Here is a 17,953-nt window from a genome sequence, read left to right as displayed (position 1 = left end):
CGGAAGGCGGAGCCTGAGGAGGCTCACCGCCCGCCCCATGGAAAGCGAACCTTTTCCCGGAGCCCCCAGAACCACTCAATTGTCTCGAAACTGAGTCTTCCACAAACGGGAGCGATTGTGGGAGAGCGGGAAAGCATCATAAACGGTACAAAAATGATAAAATAAATACAGAATGAGAAAGAAAGGAGCGGTCGGTATGGGGCTGCGTTTTTTGCTCGGTCGTTCAGGAGCAGGAAAAAGTACACGTTGCTTAAATGAAATAGAAGCTAAACTGAAAGATGACCCAAGAGGACCGGCGATCATCTACATCGTTCCGGACCAGATGACCTTCCAACAGGAATACGGCCTTCTAAAAAGAGAGGGAGTGGAAGGCTCGATTCGTGCCCAAGTCTTCAGTTTTTCACGGCTTGCATGGAGAGTGCTCCAGGAAACCGGAGGGGGGACGAAGAAATTCATCACGTCTACAGGGGTTCAGATGATGCTGCGCAAAATTGTTGAGGAACGGACGTCCGATTGGCGTGTGTTTCAAAAAGCGGTGGAGAAGCAGGGGTTCATTGAACAACTGGAGGGGATGATCACAGAATTCAAGCGTTACCGCATTACACCGGAGGATCTTCAAGCACAAATGGACGCGCTTGATCAGTTCGTTCACACCACAAGTCAGGAGCAGGGACTTAGGGACAAGCTGGATGATATGACGTATATTTATGACCGTCTTGTTGATGCGCTGAAAGATCAATACATAGATAGTGAAGATCAGCTGAAGCTTCTGGCCAGCAAAATTCCTGAGGCTTCTTTTTTAGAAGGAGCAGAAGTATACATCGACGGGTTCCACAGCTTTACACCTCAGGAGTATCAGGTCATTGAAACTCTTCTGAGAAAGGTGAAGACGGTTCATGTTACCTTGACGACAGAAGAACCGGCAGGAGAAGAGAATCCTGAGCTTGACCTTTTTCATGAAACGAAACAATCGTACCTTGATCTGAAAAAGGTGGCTGAGGAAGCGGGGGTCAGGCTGGAAGATACGGAGGTGCTTGACCATACCTCTGGTCGTATGAAAGACAAGCTCGCCTTTCTACATTTGGAAAAGTATTATGATGTAAGGCCGGCAGCTCCGTTTGAAGGAAAAGTACCGATTCAGATTGCAGAAGCGGTTCATCCTCGTGCAGAAGTCGAAGGGGTGGCACAGGAGATTCTTCATCTCGTTCGTGATCAAGGCTATCGCTATAAGGATATAGCTATTTTGATGCGTGAGCCGGACGTTTACCATAGTCTGATTGAAACACTTTTTGATGATTATGATATCCCGGTATTCATCGATGAAAAAAGGACGATGCTCAACCATCCAATGATTGAACTCGTCCGTTCCGGTCTTGATGTTGTGGAAGGGAATTTCCGGTATGATGCTGTATTTCGATTATTAAAAACCGGCTTTATTCCAGCGACAGACCGCAGGCATCCATTGAATGAAGATGCGATTGACGAACTGGAGAACTACGTACTGGAGTACGGCATACGGGCGCGCAGTCAATGGTTTTCAGATGAGCCCTGGATTTATCAGCGCTTTCGTGGATTTGAACAGTCCGCACAAACGGATGAAGAAAAAGCGAAACAAACCCGGATCAATGCGTACCGTGACCAAGTGCGCCAAGCGCTGCAGCCGTTTGATGAAGAGCTTAGGGCAGCCAAAACAATCGAAGAGAGGGCACGGGTCATTTATTTATGGCTGGAAGGTTTGCGTGTTCCAGATCAACTCGAGTCCTGGCGTACGTTTTATGATGAAAAAGGGGAAATTGAGCGGGGGCGTGAACAGGCGCAAGTATGGGATGATTTCCTGCAATTGCTCGATGAAATGGTGGAAATGGCTGGTGATGAAAAAATGTCGCTCCAAGTCTTCCGTAGTACCATCGATAGTGGTTTGGAATCTCTGACATTCGCCCACGTTCCGCCGAGTATGGACCATGTAATTGTCGGAAGTGTCGACCGTTCAAGGATGACAGGGATTAAAGCGGCGTTCCTTCTCGGCGTCACCGATGGGATGTGGCCGATGAAGCCGCCAAGTGATGGCATGATTTCCGAACAGGAGCGTTCCTTACTTGCGGAGCATGGCATTCAGCTTGCCGACGGCAGTAATCGCCAGTTGCTGGATGATCGTTTTTATGTTTACTTGGCTCTGACTATGCCCGCAGATCAATTGTGGGTCAGCTATCCGCTCAGTAACGAAGAAGGGAAGTCTAAGGTTCCGGCAACCCTCATCCAACGGATTGAAGAGTTGTTCCCGAATACGAAGGAGCATGTGCTTTTACAGGATCCTGATGATTTGTACGAAGCAGAACGGTTCATTACGAATCCGCAAAAGACGAGGTCGGCACTCACCTCGCAGTTTGCCCGCTATTTGAAAGGATATAGGATGCAGCCGGTCTGGTGGGACCTGCTGAATTGGTATATTGAGCACGAGCCTTCCCATGGATTGACGAACCGTGTATTACAGAGCCTCTTTTACAAAAATAAACCGGTACCTCTTTCAAAAGAGACGACAGGGAAGCTGTTTGATAAACAAGTGAAAACGAGTGTATCGCGACTGGAAACGTATCATCGTTGTTCGTATCAGTATTTCGCTCAGCACAGCCTCGGGCTTGAAGAACGAAGAACTTATAAGTTGGATGCCCCTGATATCGGTCAGCTCTTCCACGAAGCGCTCAAGCAAATCACAGAGTGGGTTCAGGCTGAAGGACGTGACTTTTCGCAACTAAATCGTCAGGAGACGAACCTCTATGCAGAAAAAGCGACCAATACTCTGGCACCAATCTTACAAAATCAAATCCTAAAGAGCTCGAACCGCTATCAATATATTCAGAAGAAGCTGCAGCAGGTTATTGCGCGAGCGACGTTCGTCCTTAGTGAGCAGGCCAGGAGTAGTCAATTTTCCCCTGTCGGTCTGGAGCTTGGCTTCGGGACTGGGGGCGATGCGAAACTGCCTCCATTGTCTTTCAACTTGCCGAATGGATATGAACTTATGCTCCGCGGACGTATTGACCGTGTTGACAAAGCTCTTTCAGAAGAAGATTTATTTTTGAGGATTATTGATTACAAATCAAGCAGCAAGGGCTTGAGTCTCGTTGACGTTTTTTATGGTTTGTCGCTGCAGATGCTCGCTTATTTAGACGTTGTACTGACCAACGCTGAACATTGGCTCGGCAAAAATGCAACCCCTGGAGGTGTGCTTTATTTCCATGTGCACAACCCGATGATTACAGGAAAACAGCTCCTTAAAGATGAACAGATTGAAGAAGAGATTTTCAAGAAGTTCAAAATGCAAGGGCTGCTTCTGGAAAATGAACGTGTCGTTCAAATGATGGATACAGGTCTTGAAAAAGGATACAGTCAAATCGTCCCTGCCGCTTTGAAAGCGAATGGTGGATTTTATAAGAGTTCAAAAACAGCGGATGAGGAGCGTTTCGAACAACTGAAACAGTACATCCGCGGGTTGATGACAGAAGCGGGCACGAGAATAACGGACGGAGCTGTCGATCTTGATCCGTTTCAGAAAAACCAGCAGGTCGCCTGTGAATTTTGTTCGTACCGATCTGTCTGTCAGTTCGACCCGACATTAGAAGAACATAACTATCGCAAACTGCAGGACATGAAAGATGAAGATGTTCTGGAGAGACTGACGAAAGGGAAGGAGGATGCGTAATGGTCAATTGGACAAAAGAACAAGAGCGGGCGATCTATTCTCATGGGTCCAACATCCTCGTGGCTGCGGCTGCTGGTTCGGGGAAGACAGCGGTTCTCGTCGAGCGGATTATTCAAAAGCTCCTTCATAAAGATGATCCTGTCGATATCGACTCCCTGCTTGTGGTGACATTTACGAATGCCGCCGCACAGGAGATGAGGAACCGTGTCGGGCAGGCGTTGGCGAAAGCTTTAGAAGAAAATCCTGGCTCCCACCATTTGAAAAAGCAGCTGTCCTTGCTGCAAAACGCTTCCATCTCGACGCTCCATTCGTTCTGTATGGAAGTGGTGCGTCGCTATGCTTACTTGCTTGATCTTGACCCTGGATTTAGAATTGCCGATACGGTCGAATCGGACTTGATTCAACAAGAGGTTCTTGAAGAGCTGTTTGAGGATTGGTACGGGAAAGAAGGTGAAGAGCAGCAGCGCTTTTTCGATGTGGTTGAAAGGTTTTCAAGCGACCGGAGTGACTTGGATGTAGAGAAATTAGTGCTTGATTTGTACACGTTCGCGACGCAAAATCCGTGGCCGGATGCCTGGATTGATCAAATGGTAGACATGTACAACGTGGCCGATGTTGAGAGTGAGGCGGACCTGCCATGGCTCAACCTGTTGAAACAGGAAGTGTTCAGTCAGCTGAAAGCGATGGAAACAGAAGCCCGGCAAGTCTTGGAACTCACACGAGAACCGGATGGCCCTTATGCTTATGCGGAAACGGCAGAGTCGGACCTTGAGTTGATCCAGCAGGCAAAAGGAGCACTTGCTCATTCCTGGTCAGAGATGCAAAGTTTTATGGCTGGACAGAAATTCGCCACGCTATCTCGAAAGAAAATGGACTGTCATGCAGATAAAAAAGAAAAGGCGAAAAAGGTTCGGGACCGTTATAAGAAACGGTGGAATGAGGTTCGTGATGAATGGTTCTCCCGTTCACTGGAAAGTTATTTGAAGGATATGCAGGACCTGCATCCCGTCATGGAACAGCTTGCCGTCATCGTGAAGGACTTTAAAGAGCGATATGAGCAGTTGAAAAAAGAAAAAGCGATCGTTGATTTCTCAGACTTGGAGCACTATTGCCTGCATATATTGCTTGATGATACAGCGACTCCTGTGGACCTTGTGCCTTCTCAGGTTGCGGAAAGTTTCCAAAAGCAGTTTTCAGAAGTGTTAATTGATGAATATCAAGATACGAACCTTGTCCAGGAAACTTTACTTCGACTTTTGACGGAAGGAAAAGGTGCCGGCCACTTATTTATGGTGGGAGATGTGAAACAGAGCATCTACCGGTTCAGGCATGCAGAACCCTCCTTATTTTTAAACAAATATAAGCTTTACGGAAATGATGAAAATGAGGGGGAGCGCATTGATCTGGCTCGTAACTTCCGAAGCCGTAAACAAGTGCTGGATGCGACGAACTATATCTTCCGCCAGGTGCTTGATGAAGAAGTAGGAGAGATGGAGTATGAAAAGGAAGCAGAGCTCATTTACAGCAACAAAATTTATGATGAATTAACAGCTGATGATGCTGATGCGGAGCTTTTCCTTATTGACAGGGAATCACAGGAAAGCGACAGTGAAGAGGATGAGGCTTATAAGGATTTAGAAAAAGCCCAGCTCGAAGCTCGCGCTTACGGAAAAATGATTCGCAAATGGCTGGGGTATGAAGACGGGGAACCTCTTCAAGTTGTGGATAAAGAAACCGGAACGAAGCGTCCATTACAGTACAGGGATATCGTCATCCTGATGCGTTCAATGACATGGGCTTCGACCATCGTGGACGAACTGAAGCAGCAGGGCATCCCCATTTATGCAGAGCTCTCTACCGGTTATTTTGAAGCGATTGAAATTAAAGTGATGCTCAGCCTCCTCAAAGTAATCGATAACCCGATGCAGGATATCCCGCTCGCCTCTGTACTCAAATCGCCGATTGTTGGTCTTGATGAAGATGAGCTTGCAAAAATTCGTCTCGTGAAGAAGCGCGCGACCTATTACGAAGCGATGCAGGCTTATACAGTCAAGGATGATCTAGGGCGGAAAGTGGACGAATTCCTGAGACTGTTGAAAAGCTTTCGGGAACGGGCGCGTCAAGGGGCTTTGTCTGAACTCATCTGGGACATTTTCCGTGAGACGGGCTACTACGACTTTGTCGGTGGAATGCCGGGAGGGCGTCAGCGTCAGGCGAACTTGAGAGCGTTGTATGATCGTGCCCGCTCCTATGAAGCCACCTCTTTCCGCGGGTTGTTCCGCTTCCTTCGTTTTATTGAACGGATGGAAGAAAGAGGCGATGATCTTGGATCGGCCCGTGCCCTTGGTGAGCAGGAAGATGTCGTCCGGATCATGACGATTCACAAAAGTAAGGGACTTGAGTTCCCTGTCGTCATTCTTGGAGCCATGGATAAGCAGTTCAATATGATGGACTTGAAGAACCGATACTTACTGCATAAAGATTATGGGTTCGGCTCACGTTATATCAATCCGGAAAAAAGGCTCATGTACCCGACGCTTGCTTATCACGCGTTGAAAGAAGCCAAACGCCGCGAACTTTTAGCGGAGGAAATGAGAGTCTTATACGTAGCGTTGACAAGAGCGAAAGAGAAGCTTGTCATGGTCGGGAATGTCGCTTCTTTTGAAAAGAAACAGGAGAAATGGAAGAACTTTGTGGATGCCCGTGACTGGGTGCTCCCACCACACGATCGTTTGGAGGCAAAATCTTACCTTGATTGGGTCGGTCCCGCCTTAATTCGTCACCAGCACACAATCGATCTCAGGGGAGATGTGGAAGTGATGACGGCTGAAGAAATTCACTATGACGAATCTCAGTGGCGGGTGCACATTGCTCATGGAAGTGAATTTAGTGTCCTTGACGAAGTAAAAGAAAAACGGGATGAACAGCTGCAGCATGCGGTTGAGAAATGGAAACCGGTTGCGGTTCCTGATGAGGTGGATGAGTCCTATGTGAAACGCCTCGACTTTGTTTACCCTCATGTCAAAGCAGCTCACACCAGAGCCAAGCAGACCGTGACTGAAATCAAACGTCAGCGCGAGACGAAGGACGAATACTCAAGCGACCAGCTGCTCGTCCCTTATCGTGTACCAATCGTTAAGCGCCCTCGTTTCATGCAGGAGGAAAAACAGATGACTGCAGCGGAACGCGGAACAGCGATGCACACCGTTATGCAACATCTGCCTTTTACAAAACCGTGGACGAGCGAGGAAGTGGAGGAGTACGTGGAGCACTTGGTTCTCAAGGAAGTACTCCGGCGCGAAGAAGCGGATGTGATTGATACTAAAGCCGTTGCGGACTTTTTCCAAACCGATATAGGGCAATATGTTTTGCAAACGGATCAGATTGAACGTGAAGTTCCATTCAGTTTGACTTTGCCTGCCGATGAAGTTTACGCAGACTGGGAAGAAACGACGGAGGAGCAGGTTTTCATTCAGGGTGTCATAGATGCTATGATTCCATATGAAGACGGATGGATGATTCTGGATTATAAATCGGATGCGATTCCTGAAGGTGCAGACGATGCAGCAGCGAAATTGGCGGATAGGTACCGCACACAATTGAGCTTGTACCAAATGGCTCTTGAAAAGATTTGGAAGCAGCCTGTCCGCAAGAGTTGTTTGTATTTCTTTGAAGGATCCTTCATGGTGGAGGTCGATACACATGGGAGAGACCTGTGATTTATGTTCCCGCTCACCGGTCAAGACGACAGAACATCACTTAATCCCGAAACAATACGGTGGCGTGGAAGGACCGACGGCGATGCTGTGCAGTGCCTGTCACCGCCAGATTCATGCATTATTTACAAATGAAGAACTGGCCGCTTTTTATCATAGTGTCGAACGTTTGAAAGACCACCCGGATATGCAGAAGTATTTACGATGGGTGAAAAAGCAGGACCCGGAGAAGAAAATAACGACTAGAAAATCGAAGCGAAGAAAGAGGAAATGAAGAAACCGGACACGTGTCCGGTTTCTTTTTTGATTAAGGAGGTCGTGCAGCATACGTTCCTAAACACATGAACCGGAATAACAGAGCTCAGGAAAGTGCGCTAACGCTGAGGGAAAGTGACTTAACTCAAAACGGCAACAAAAAAGCGCCCTGACGATCAAGGGCACTTCATTAACCTCTAAGCATTTGCTGTAATATTTTGATCGGCAACGTCTGGGTCAAATGGGTTTGTAGAGCTGAGTCCATTGTTTGTAATAATCCAGTTTCCGGTGTTCAGAGCTCCCGATCCGGCATTCGTTTTGCCTGTAGATTTCGGGGACAGATAGAACGAATCTCCAAAGTTAACTACACCACCACCGACGCTGTTAATACTGATGGGTCCGACAATAGCCGGCATCGCAATCGCCTCCTTTTTGGTGCGATTCAAGCATTATAGTTACAACGTATGCACGTTAAGCCGTTATTGTTCTTCTTCACGCAACAATCTGAAGTGTTTCGTGTAATTGATGGCGTCTATATGATCGATGCCTCCAATTTGAAATACAGCAGCTGTTGAGACCCCGACGACTCTTACGTAATCGACTTCAATCGGGCGATTATGGTAATGAAAAGAATCAACTTGAATCGGTGGTAACGGAGGCGAACTCTCCTGTGAGAAGATGGGGAAGTCCTCAAAATCGTATATGTCAGCCTTGAACTCTAAACCCTCTTTTTGTACAGCCAAGACTTTTGAAGATGGGGCTGCACGGTAAACGTCACCGATATCGACTATGGAGGCAATAAGCACAGACGTAATGTCTACGTGCTGAGTGTAAACCATTCTCTTAATCATTCGGTTCCATCTCCACAATAGAATCTTCTTCAACATTTTCAAAAGGACCTATAATCAAAGATTCAGGAGGGGTGTCAAAGAAAGATTGCAGGCGGATGGTTTTATTATCTCCAATTAAAAAGACGGATGAACCAGAAACGCCTGTCACGCGGATGTTCCCTACGTGCAGGCCATAGTTGTGTACAACATGATTCAACGGTCATCATCTCCTTGAAGTGTATCGAAGTATTGCGCAATGGAATGTTGGATTTCTGTTTGTATTTGATGGAAGAGCGTTTCAGGTGGAGCTTCTGGCTCTTGATTACGGTAATATTCCATGCGCTGTGGTAGCTGTTTACGGACGTCTTCGATCATTCTTTCTTTATGCTTCTCACTGACTTGTATATCATGATCACGGCAGTACTGATTCATCCAGACCGGTATTTCGGACACCATATATTCCTGTAAAAAGTGAAGCGCCTGATCATCCGTTTGTGGCAATTGTTTTCCTTGATTGCTATATAAGTCTCCAATTTCAGAGAGATCGGATCCATTAGGGGTCAGCCCGATTTGCAGGGTTCCTTCGAGCGTCTCGATTTTCAGCTGATCAAATTTATATTCAATCTTTTCTATGACTGTCTTTGGTGGGTGTTCGATGGATTGGATCTGCTCTATTTTTTTCTGTAATTGTTCAATCATTTTCTGCTGCTGTTCCATCTGGTTCATCATTTGCTGGATCCACGATTGCCAAGAATAATATTGGTTCAAGTGCGCTCACCCCCTATCCTATCTTTATGAAGAAAGGGGGACATCTATGTTATGGAAAGTGGAACAAGCGTGCCGCCTCCTGCTTCTGGGATGACGACCTCTCCGTCTTGGGGCTGGGCTTTGGGCGCAGGTCCTGTATAGCCGCCTGTGTTATACAAATCCGCTTTTGATTGGATGACCCCGGAGCTTCCGATTTGAAGAACAGAAGAGTTAGCTACCGAGCCAATTCTTAGGACGTGGATGTAGATGGATTGATGAACAGTAAGATTCATAGACACACCTCCTACGCATTATTTACAATAGGTTGATCAATAAACTCGGAATCATTAATGAACGTATCCGATCGGTTGATGTTGATTCGGATGCCATCACCTGTATTGAAGGAACCTCCACCGGCAAAAGTCTTTGCTGTCGCTTCCGGGGCCATATTGTAGACGTCACCGATGTTAAAAATACTTGAAGACGACAGAGAAATGACCTTAACGGCTCCGACTTTTGCTGGCATAACGAAAAACTCCTTTCTTCAGTTTATGAAACTTCATTGTCTAAATGACGTAAGAAAAGTAAAATAACTATCATAGGGGGAATACATATGAAAAGGAAAGGTTCACCTCTCCGCGAATCGGAACGGCTCGAATGGGTCGATGCGGCCAGGGGGCTTGCGATTCTCGGAATCTTCATGGTCAATGTACCTGCGTTTAATGCTCCATATTTTTTGTATGGAGGGGCAGCGGAATATTGGCCTTCGCCTCTTAGTCATACCGTGCAGAATTTTATTGATATTTTTTTTCAAGCCAGTTTCTATACGCTGTTTTCCTTCATGTTCGGCTTTGGCATCCAAATGATGAAGGATCGTCTCGTTGAAAAACAAATTTCATACCAGCGTGTGATTTTCAGGCGTCTCCTTGTACTCACAGGGTTCGGTCTCATTCATGCTTTCCTGATCTGGCATGGAGATATTCTGCTTTCTTATGGAGTCCTGGGACTTGTTTTGTTGGCCTTTTTCAATGTTAATGAAAAAGCGTTGCTGTACTGGGCGTTCGGAATGCTTTCCTTCCTTGTTATTCCACTGACTTTTTCGCTGTACATGGTCAGGGATCAGGTGCAGGGCATTGTCAACCGGCCGGCGATTCAAGAAGCTCTGGGGAACTATGGAACCGGATCACTCGTTGATATCTGGCGTCAAAACTTAGCGGATTGGGTATATGCCAACCATTGGGGAAACCTTCCATTTCTCGCTTTAAGTTTAATTCCGATGTTTTTATTCGGGATGTATTTTTGCCGAAAGCGATGGCTTCATAAACCAAATGACCATTTGCGATCCATTAAAAATATATGGGTGCTGACGGGTATATTGTTCCTCATTTTCAAAGCAGGGCCCCATCTATTCGGAAGTCCGGAATGGTTTCAACTGGCCCAGGATAGTATCGGCGGTTCAGCTTCAGCTGTTTTTTATGTCTCATCTATTACTCTATTGTTCCAGACATCAATTGGTGCCCGTATCGTTCATCCTTTAACATGGGTCGGCCGGATGTCTTTATCGAATTACATCTTGCAGTCGCTGATCAGTTTTATCCTTTTTTATTCCGTCGGTTTTGGATGGTATGGTGAGGTCCCGCCGATCGGAAGCTTGATTATCGTTTTGGTTATATTTACGGGTCAAGTCTTTATAAGCAAGGCTTGGTTGAAAAAGTTCCGTTATGGTCCGCTTGAATGGTTATGGCGGACATTAACGTACGGGAAGAAGCAGCCACTGAAACGAAAGAGTGAGGCGGCTTCATAAGATAAGGGGGCAGATGTCTTGAATCGTGATCACCTCGTGAAAGAAAGCAAGAAATGGGTAGACGATGCGATTATCAGTGAAGTCCAACGTGAGCAATTGCTGGAACGCTACCCTAAAAAACAAAACAAACCCATTCTGCTCACTTTTGCAGCTCTTTTTATAGGTCTTGCGTTTTTGACTTTCGTCGCATCAAACTGGTCGTATTTGACGGATATTGGGAGAATGGTGATCCTTCTCACTTCACTTACGGCCTTTTATTTGTGTGGAGACTGGGTGTACAGAAAAAAATCCAAACGTGTCGGCATCAGCCTCATTCTGATTGCTCTTATGATCTTTGGTTCCAGTATTTTCTTAGTCGGTCAAATGTATCACTACACGTCCTTTAGTGCTTTTCCATTTTTCTTATGGTCGCTTGTGGCCTTTGGGTTGTTTCTCATTTTTAAAGACGATTCATTTTTTTATGCCACACTTGTAATTATGACGGTGGGACAGATTTACAGCGGAATTGTTTTTCAGCATTTTCACATATGGCTTGGCCTTTTATTCATTCTTGGGTTGGGATGGTTCGTCTTGAGCTCAAGGAAAGTCACTCAATTAGCTGCATTTGGAGCCAGTTATATGCTTCACGCTGTCATTCTCGTCTTTAGTGAAGGAATGCCCTACTATTGGTTGATTGCGTTTTTCTTACTGCTGTATGTGGTTGAGGATTTCCTACTCGAAAAAGGAAATGTACGTGTATTTAAGACGCTGAGCATTCTATCCGTTTTCACCATGTTGGTTTTGCAGGTTTTTTTCCTCGGAAACGAATATGTCGGGGAACTGACGGAATCATCGCTTTACTTCTTCCTGGCCTGGGCCATTTTGTTTTTCTTCTCTGTGGTAAGGTCTGCTATGAGTTCGACCAACTACTACTGGATTGACTTGTTATTGTTTGTCCCAGTCTTTCGTTTTGAATCAGGAGATATGCTGTCGCTCCTCATCCTGTTTCTTTATTCCCTTCTGTGGCTGGTCTCAGGTTATCAGCAGGAAGTGTCCAGATGGGTCAACAAAGGAACGGTCGCTTTTCTTCTGACTACTTTTATCGCTTACTTTCAACTCGCCTGGGATTTCATGAATCGTTCGTTGTTCTTCTTGATCGGCGGCGTTTTATTGTTTGTGCTCAGTTACTTCCTCGAGAAAAAACGGCGCACCATCCATAAAGGAGGGGATGAGAAATGAAGAAGCGCTGGTGGTTTTATGGGCTTGTCACTCTACAACTCTTGTTTCTTCTTCTCATGTCCGCCTCTTATTATGCGATGGATCTCTGGGGACAGACGATTACACTCAAGACAGCCCCCGTGGACCCGCGGGATCCCTTTTACGGGGATTATGTAACACTGGACTATACGATTGAACAAATTCCTGAAGAGAAATGGTTGGTCGAAGAAACATTGAATCGAGGCGAAAAAATATTTTTGCTGCTTGAGGAAAATGAAGATGAAATCTATGAGCTTGTAGAAGCCTCCACCCTGTGGCCAGAAACAGAAAGCAATCAGGTGGTGCTTTCTTCTAAGTATCAGTGGTCTGATCCTTCACTCCAACAATATCAAGTGGATATTGGTCTTGGAAGATATTACATCGAAGAAAATACAGGGACATTTTGGGAGCAGAGGGAAGAGCGGGAGGTAGAGATTGTTCTTGCCCCCTGGAAACAAAAGAAGATTGCTTCTCTTAAATAACGAAAAAGGCAGCCTTTGAGGCTGCCGTTTTTTCATACTTAGCTTAAAACTGATTTGATTTGGCTGATGGCCCAGTCCAGGTCATCCTGCTTAATCACAAGAGGGGGAGCAAAGCGTATCACGTTTTCATGTGTTTCTTTACAGAGCAGACCTTTCTCTTTTAATTCTTCACAGTACTTGCGGGCGGGTTCTGTCATTTCGACACCGATAAACAGCCCCTTTCCACGTACCTCTTTAATTTTCGGGTTGTTGATCGATTTAAGTTCCTGCATCATATAGTTTCCAAGTTCAAGAGAACGTTCCGCCAGTTTTTCTTCTTCAATGACTTCCAGGGAAGCAACTGAAACGGCGCAGCCAAGTGGGTTACCACCGAATGTGGAACCGTGAGATCCTGGATTGAAGACACCAAGGACTTCCCTGTTTGCAACCACACAGGAAATAGGGAAGACGCCGCCTCCAAGAGCTTTACCGAGAATGAGCATGTCAGGACTGACATTTTCCCAATCGCAAGCGAACATCTTACCACTACGTCCGAGACCTGCCTGAATTTCATCAGCAATGAACAAGACATTGTTCTCTTTACAAACGTCATAGGCTTCTTTAAGAAAGCCTTCCGGTGGCATGACGATGCCTGCTTCCCCTTGAATCGGCTCAAGCATGAAGCCGGCTGTATTTTCTGTAATTGCCTCTTTGAGAGCATCGATATCTCCGTAAGGGACGAGTTTAATGCCTGGAAGCATTGGTCCAAAACCGCGCTTGTATTCTTTCTCAGAAGAAAGGGAAACCGCTGTCATCGTCCGGCCGTGGAAGTTTCCGGTACAGGCGATGATTTCCGCTTTGTCCTCATCCACTTTTTTAACATCATAAGCCCAACGTCGCGCAGCTTTGATAGCTGTTTCGACAGCCTCAGCTCCTGTGTTCATCGGAAGAGCCATCTCTTTATTCGTAAGCTTACAAATCTTCTCATACCAAGGGCCGAGCTGGTCGTTGTGAAAGGCACGTGAAGTCAAAGTTACACGGTTCGCCTGATCGGTCAACGCCTGAATGATTTTCGGGTGTCGGTGTCCCTGATTGACAGCAGAGTAAGCGCTTAACATATCCATATAACGATTTCCCTCAGGATCCTCCACCCATACACCTTCCGCTTTAGCAATGACGATCGGAAGTGGATGGTAGTTCTTCGCACCATATTCCTGGGTTTGATCAATAATGTTTTGACTACTAATTACAGACATGCAATCCCTCCATTTTCATTTCAGTCTTTCATAATTATAACAGGTTTGCTCTGTATTTTCTTATAATTTCGAAAATGAAGTCTGCATCAAAATAATAGGAATATGCAGAACAGTCATGGTATCATAACCGTAGATTCATATGAAAAGGAGGATAACAAAATATGGCGCACTTACATATTACATCATGGGTCATCGCATTCGTACTTGTCGGTCTTGTAACCATGTTCAGCCGTAAAGGCAGTGAAAAAGCGGCAAAGATCTCTCACATGATTCTTCGTCTTTTTTATTTGCTCATTCTTTATTCCGGTGGTTCACTGTTTGCAAGTTACGCCGAATACGGACCGCTTGTGATTATTAAACTGCTTGTCGGTCTTTGGGCTATTGCTTCCATGGAAATGGTTGCTGTCAAATACAAGAAGAAGAAACCAACAGGCATTTGGTGGGCACAGCTTGCCATCGCCGGGGTCATCGCGATCATTCTCGGGTTTGGCTTCTTACCAGCTGGAATTCTGCCAGCATAAAAATAAAGCTGCATGCGACCGTCGCATGCAGCTTTTTAATATCGAAAAAAAGGGGGCTTTGTATCTGTGTCTGATGTTCGTCCGTTATTTGGGGGGATAACGGTGATAACTATTATCAATTACAATGATAATCATTCTCATTTTATATGTCAACACATTTTTGTAACTTTTTTCTCTCTTCCATAAAAGCTCCCTATACTTGAAGACTCAGTTTCGAGATGTTTGTGTGGTTCTAGGGGCTCCGGGAAAAGGTTCGCTTTCCATGGGGCGGGCGGTGAGCCTCCTCAGGCTCCGCCTTCCGGGGTCTCACCTGTCCCACACGTCCCATAGGAGTCTCACCGTTTCCCTCCGCCCCTTTACCTTATAAGTGTCTCGAAACCACTTCTAAAATGGTCAGCTTGAATGATTGAGGGAAGTGGTTGATTAGAACACCTGTATTCATAAGTAAGGTTCCAATTCTTCTCCCTAGGCGGGCATATAGTTTGTTGTATCAAGCATTTGTGTTCGCTAAACGTCAATGGGGTAGAGTTTATATCATTCACTTCTCATAACCATACAAGTGATTTTTTAAGTAGTGGTTTCGAGACATTGATATAGCAAAGGGGCGGAGGGGAATGGGGAGACTCCTGCGGGAAAAAAGTGCAGGGTGAGACCCCACAGGACGCAGTCCGAGGAGGCTCACCGCGCTCCCGCGGAAAGCGAGCTATTCCCCGCAGCCTCACCCACTCAATAAAAGTCTCGAAACTGAGTCTTCAAGAAACCTGCCATTTACTTTAATACTGCAGGAGGGTTTCATAAGAAAAACACTGCCATCATATAGTGAGTCATGATGGTTTTTTTATGTAAAAATCCAGCGCTGGAGCGTGACTTGCGCATTTCGTATGGAAAAAGGATGGTGAGGCTAGATGTGTGGAATTGTCGGATGGATTGATGCATCACATAAAACACAGGAAAAAGCTTCAATATTGGATCGAATGGCAAACACATTGCAGCACCGCGGACCTGATGACTACCAGAAATGGGTAGAGGGCCCTGCTGCGTTCGGTCACCAACGTTTAATAGTTGTAGACCCTGCCGGAGGTAAACAACCAATGATCCGCAAGGCTAAGGATGAAGAATACATTTTATGCTATAACGGTGAGCTTTACAATACAGACGATGTTCGAGACCAACTAAAGGCAAAAGGTTGGACGTTTCAATCCCATTCAGATACTGAAGTAGTGCTCGTCAGTTACATGGAATGGGGAACGGCATGTGTCGACTATATGAATGGCATCTTTGCGTTCAGTGTCTGGGAGAAAAAACGTGAACGCCTTTTTCTTGCTCGTGACCGCTTGGGGGTCAAGCCGCTTTTTTACAGTGACAGAGGTGACGGGGTCATGTTTGCCTCTGAAATGAAAGCAATATTAGCCCATCCTCATGTCTCATCTGCTGTGGACAGCAATGGTCTCCATGAACTCTTATCTTTGGGACCATCGAGAACTCCCGGGGAGGGGATTTTCCAAGAAATCAATGAAATTCGCCCGGGTCACCGAGCTGTCTTTGAAAATGGGAAACTAAAGATCAATAGGTATTGGAACGTAAAGAGTGCTCCTCATGAAGATTCATTCGATGAGACCGTTGCGCGCGTACGCGAATTATTTATGGATGCGTCTCAGCGCCAGCTCGTTTCTGATGTGAAACTTGGAACATTTTTATCAGGAGGCGTCGATTCAAGTGCCATAACAGCTGTGGCTGCTGAAAAATATAAACAAGATCAGTTAGGCGCGCTGCAAACGTTTTCGATTGACTATAAAGATCAAGAGAAATTTTTCAAAAAGAATGCGTTCCAACCAGACCGTGATGAAGCGTTCATCAATCTTGTCAGTGCACAGAATCAAACTAAACACTCTGTGATGGAAGCAAGGACCGAGGATCTTGTTTCACGTTTGAAACGGGCAGTAGAACTTCGCGATCTGCCGGGTATGGCGGATGTGGACTCATCATTATTGTGGTTTTGTGAGGAAATTAAAAATCACGTGACCGTCGCCTTATCCGGGGAATGTGCGGATGAGATCTTTGGAGGCTATCCTTGGTTTTACCGGAAAGAAGATAAAGAGAGAAACGGATTTCCATGGATCCGCTCCCTTAATGAGAGGGTTACTCTTGTCCGTCAAGACTTGAAAGAGGATATTGATATTGAATGGTATATGTTGAAGCGATACCAGGAAACCGTTGCAGAAACACCGCTGCTTGCAGGTGAAGATGAAGATAGTAAGAAGCACAGGCAAATGTCATACTTGAATATGAACTGGTTTATGCAGACTTTACTGGAGCGGAAAGACAGGATGAGTATGGGGGCAAGTCTTGAAGTGCGTGTCCCTTTCAGTGATCACCGCCTTGTTGAGTATGTATGGAATGTACCATGGAGCATGAAGTTTCATAATGATCAGGAAAAAGGACTTCTGCGACAGGCTCTCCGTGGAATTCTACCGGATAAAGTACTCTTCCGGAAAAAGAACCCGTATCCGAAGACCTTTCATCCTGACTATACGAAGGCTGTTTGTACGTGGATGGAAGAGACACTTGCCGATCCGAATGCACCTCTTTTCGATATTTTTGATCGTGATCAAGTGCGGAAGTTGAATGATTCGGAAGGGAAGTCGATTGATACACCATGGTTCGGTCAGCTAATGACAGGTCCACAGTTAATTGCCCACCTTTGCCAGATTGACCACTGGCTCAGAACCTACAAAGTCACATTCTAACTAAACCGCCCAAGCCAGGGCGGTTTTTTCAATTCCTCCAATCCCACAATTGCTCCCGTTTGTTGAAGACTCAGTTTCGAGACTTTTATTGAGTGGATGGGGCTGCGGGGAATAGCTCGCTTTCCGCGGGAGCGCGGTGAGCCTCCTCGGACTGCGTCCTGTGGGGTCTCACCCTGCACTTTTTTCCTCCTAGACATCCGGTTCCGGCGCCTAGCGGCTAGTGAGACTTCCCTCGCTTCTGTACGATAAGTCAACATCGAATCACTTCGTTCTCCGTGTTTCCTTTATCTCCGCCAGCTCAGTCCAGTCCATACGCCGCTGATCGAGGCGCCTGCACACTTATATTAGGAGTCTCGCCATTCCCCTCCGCCCACTTGCCGGAAGAAATTCTCGAAACTACCTTCCAGCAATAGGAGCTTTTATGGTTGAGAAGCCTATGTCAACGCGGTTTATGCAGGATTTAAAAGAGTTTTAGGCAGGGTACTATAAGAGGGATTTCGATAACCTCATATGGTAAAGGGGCGGAGGGAAACGGTGAGACTCCTGTGGGAAGTGCGTGGTAGATGAGACCCCGCAGAGCGTTAGCTCGAGGAGGCTCATCACTCGCCCACGGAAAGCGAACCTTTTCCCGGAGCCCCTAAACCCACACAAACATCTCGAAATCAAGTCTTCCACAATCCTGC

General features: G+C 46.1%; 15 protein-coding genes. 8 read left to right on the top strand and 7 right to left on the bottom strand.

What is annotated here, in order from left to right; translation table 11 throughout:
* The first annotated feature begins 196 nt into the window (after positions 1-196).
* The 3 genes from addB to ACQ4XT_RS19915 are packed head-to-tail and all read left to right on the top strand — an operon-like array spanning position 197 to position 7,687.
* Positions 197-3,697: a helicase-exonuclease AddAB subunit AddB gene (gene addB / locus ACQ4XT_RS19925; RefSeq protein ID WP_446855749.1), complete on the top strand. Its 3,501-nt coding sequence runs from the start codon at positions 197-199 to the stop codon at positions 3,695-3,697.
* Positions 3,697-7,416 (top strand): helicase-exonuclease AddAB subunit AddA, encoded by a 3,720-nt coding sequence (gene addA / locus ACQ4XT_RS19920; RefSeq protein ID WP_446855358.1) that lies wholly within the window; start codon positions 3,697-3,699, stop codon positions 7,414-7,416. Before addB ends, addA begins: the two co-directional genes overlap by 1 nt.
* A complete protein-coding gene (locus tag ACQ4XT_RS19915; protein ID WP_446855357.1) occupies positions 7,400-7,687 on the top strand; it encodes an HNH endonuclease in 288 nt (95 codons plus the stop codon). The genes addA and ACQ4XT_RS19915 overlap by 17 nt, the downstream gene beginning before the upstream one ends.
* Positions 7,688-7,865: 178 nt before the next feature.
* Here the strand turns inward: ACQ4XT_RS19915 and ACQ4XT_RS19910 are convergent, their stop codons facing one another.
* The 6 genes from ACQ4XT_RS19910 to ACQ4XT_RS19885 form a co-directional block, all read right to left on the bottom strand.
* Positions 7,866-8,084, bottom strand: a complete 219-nt coding sequence (locus ACQ4XT_RS19910) for a spore germination protein (RefSeq protein ID WP_160911930.1) — start codon at positions 8,082-8,084, stop codon at positions 7,866-7,868.
* 63 nt (positions 8,085-8,147) lie between these two features.
* Positions 8,148-8,519 carry a spore germination protein GerPE gene (locus ACQ4XT_RS19905; protein WP_446855356.1) on the bottom strand — a complete coding sequence of 124 codons (372 nt, stop codon included), beginning with the start codon at positions 8,517-8,519 and terminating at the stop codon, positions 8,148-8,150.
* Positions 8,512-8,715 (bottom strand): spore germination protein GerPD, encoded by a 204-nt coding sequence (locus ACQ4XT_RS19900; protein ID WP_446855355.1) that lies wholly within the window; start codon positions 8,713-8,715, stop codon positions 8,512-8,514. Before ACQ4XT_RS19900 ends, ACQ4XT_RS19905 begins: the two co-directional genes overlap by 8 nt.
* Positions 8,712-9,266: a spore germination protein GerPC gene (gene gerPC, locus ACQ4XT_RS19895; protein ID WP_446855354.1), complete on the bottom strand. Its 555-nt coding sequence runs from the start codon at positions 9,264-9,266 to the stop codon at positions 8,712-8,714. The genes ACQ4XT_RS19900 and gerPC overlap by 4 nt, the downstream gene beginning before the upstream one ends.
* A gap of 44 nt (positions 9,267-9,310) precedes the next feature.
* Positions 9,311-9,538, bottom strand: a complete 228-nt coding sequence (locus tag ACQ4XT_RS19890; protein ID WP_446855353.1) for a spore germination protein GerPB — start codon at positions 9,536-9,538, stop codon at positions 9,311-9,313.
* A gap of 11 nt (positions 9,539-9,549) precedes the next feature.
* On the bottom strand, positions 9,550-9,771 hold the full coding sequence (locus ACQ4XT_RS19885) for a spore germination protein (RefSeq protein ID WP_160911940.1): 222 nt from the start codon (positions 9,769-9,771) through the stop codon (positions 9,550-9,552).
* A gap of 87 nt (positions 9,772-9,858) precedes the next feature.
* Here ACQ4XT_RS19885 and ACQ4XT_RS19880 point away from each other — a divergent pair, with 87 nt between their 5' ends.
* From ACQ4XT_RS19880 to ACQ4XT_RS19870, 3 genes are read left to right on the top strand one after another with little or no spacing between them, the layout of a single operon-like run.
* Entirely contained in the window at positions 9,859-11,049 is a 1,191-nt protein-coding gene (locus ACQ4XT_RS19880; RefSeq protein WP_446855351.1) for a DUF418 domain-containing protein, read from the top strand.
* A gap of 18 nt (positions 11,050-11,067) precedes the next feature.
* Positions 11,068-12,267 carry a DUF2157 domain-containing protein gene (locus tag ACQ4XT_RS19875; protein WP_446855349.1) on the top strand — a complete coding sequence of 400 codons (1,200 nt, stop codon included), beginning with the start codon at positions 11,068-11,070 and terminating at the stop codon, positions 12,265-12,267.
* A complete protein-coding gene (locus ACQ4XT_RS19870; RefSeq protein ID WP_446855348.1) occupies positions 12,264-12,767 on the top strand; it encodes a GDYXXLXY domain-containing protein in 504 nt (167 codons plus the stop codon). The genes ACQ4XT_RS19875 and ACQ4XT_RS19870 overlap by 4 nt, the downstream gene beginning before the upstream one ends.
* A 38-nt stretch (positions 12,768-12,805) precedes the next feature.
* Here ACQ4XT_RS19870 and ACQ4XT_RS19865 read toward each other — a convergent pair whose 3' ends face one another.
* Positions 12,806-14,002, bottom strand: a complete 1,197-nt coding sequence (locus ACQ4XT_RS19865; RefSeq protein ID WP_446855346.1) for an ornithine--oxo-acid transaminase — start codon at positions 14,000-14,002, stop codon at positions 12,806-12,808.
* A gap of 161 nt (positions 14,003-14,163) precedes the next feature.
* Between ACQ4XT_RS19865 and ACQ4XT_RS19860 the strand changes: the two genes are divergently transcribed.
* Positions 14,164-14,523 carry a YisL family protein gene (locus ACQ4XT_RS19860; RefSeq protein ID WP_446855344.1) on the top strand — a complete coding sequence of 120 codons (360 nt, stop codon included), beginning with the start codon at positions 14,164-14,166 and terminating at the stop codon, positions 14,521-14,523.
* A 905-nt stretch (positions 14,524-15,428) separates the two neighbouring features.
* Complete coding sequence (gene asnB, locus ACQ4XT_RS19855) at positions 15,429-17,270, top strand: asparagine synthase (glutamine-hydrolyzing) (RefSeq protein ID WP_446855343.1); 1,842 nt, start codon at positions 15,429-15,431, stop codon at positions 17,268-17,270.
* Positions 17,271-17,953: the final 683 nt, after the last annotated feature.

It is taken from the genome of Halobacillus sp. 12SKB, assembly GCF_052941655.1.
The sequence above is the reverse complement of the archived record's forward strand: the minus strand, read 5'-3'. Positions and strand labels throughout refer to the sequence as shown.

Coding starts and splice junctions, on each gene's coding strand:
- ACQ4XT_RS19880 (WP_446855351.1), top strand. CDS start 9,859: ATGAAAAGGAAAGGTTCACCTCTCCGCGAATCGGAACGGCTCGAATGG.
- ACQ4XT_RS19905 (WP_446855356.1), bottom strand. CDS start 8,519: ATGATTAAGAGAATGGTTTACACTCAGCACGTAGACATTACGTCTGTG.
- ACQ4XT_RS19885 (WP_160911940.1), bottom strand. CDS start 9,771: ATGCCAGCAAAAGTCGGAGCCGTTAAGGTCATTTCTCTGTCGTCTTCA.
- ACQ4XT_RS19915 (WP_446855357.1), top strand. CDS start 7,400: ATGGGAGAGACCTGTGATTTATGTTCCCGCTCACCGGTCAAGACGACA.
- addA (WP_446855358.1), top strand. CDS start 3,697: ATGGTCAATTGGACAAAAGAACAAGAGCGGGCGATCTATTCTCATGGG.
- ACQ4XT_RS19870 (WP_446855348.1), top strand. CDS start 12,264: ATGAAGAAGCGCTGGTGGTTTTATGGGCTTGTCACTCTACAACTCTTG.
- ACQ4XT_RS19865 (WP_446855346.1), bottom strand. CDS start 14,002: ATGTCTGTAATTAGTAGTCAAAACATTATTGATCAAACCCAGGAATAT.
- asnB (WP_446855343.1), top strand. CDS start 15,429: ATGTGTGGAATTGTCGGATGGATTGATGCATCACATAAAACACAGGAA.
- ACQ4XT_RS19890 (WP_446855353.1), bottom strand. CDS start 9,538: ATGAATCTTACTGTTCATCAATCCATCTACATCCACGTCCTAAGAATT.
- ACQ4XT_RS19910 (WP_160911930.1), bottom strand. CDS start 8,084: ATGCCGGCTATTGTCGGACCCATCAGTATTAACAGCGTCGGTGGTGGT.
- ACQ4XT_RS19860 (WP_446855344.1), top strand. CDS start 14,164: ATGGCGCACTTACATATTACATCATGGGTCATCGCATTCGTACTTGTC.
- addB (WP_446855749.1), top strand. CDS start 197: ATGGGGCTGCGTTTTTTGCTCGGTCGTTCAGGAGCAGGAAAAAGTACA.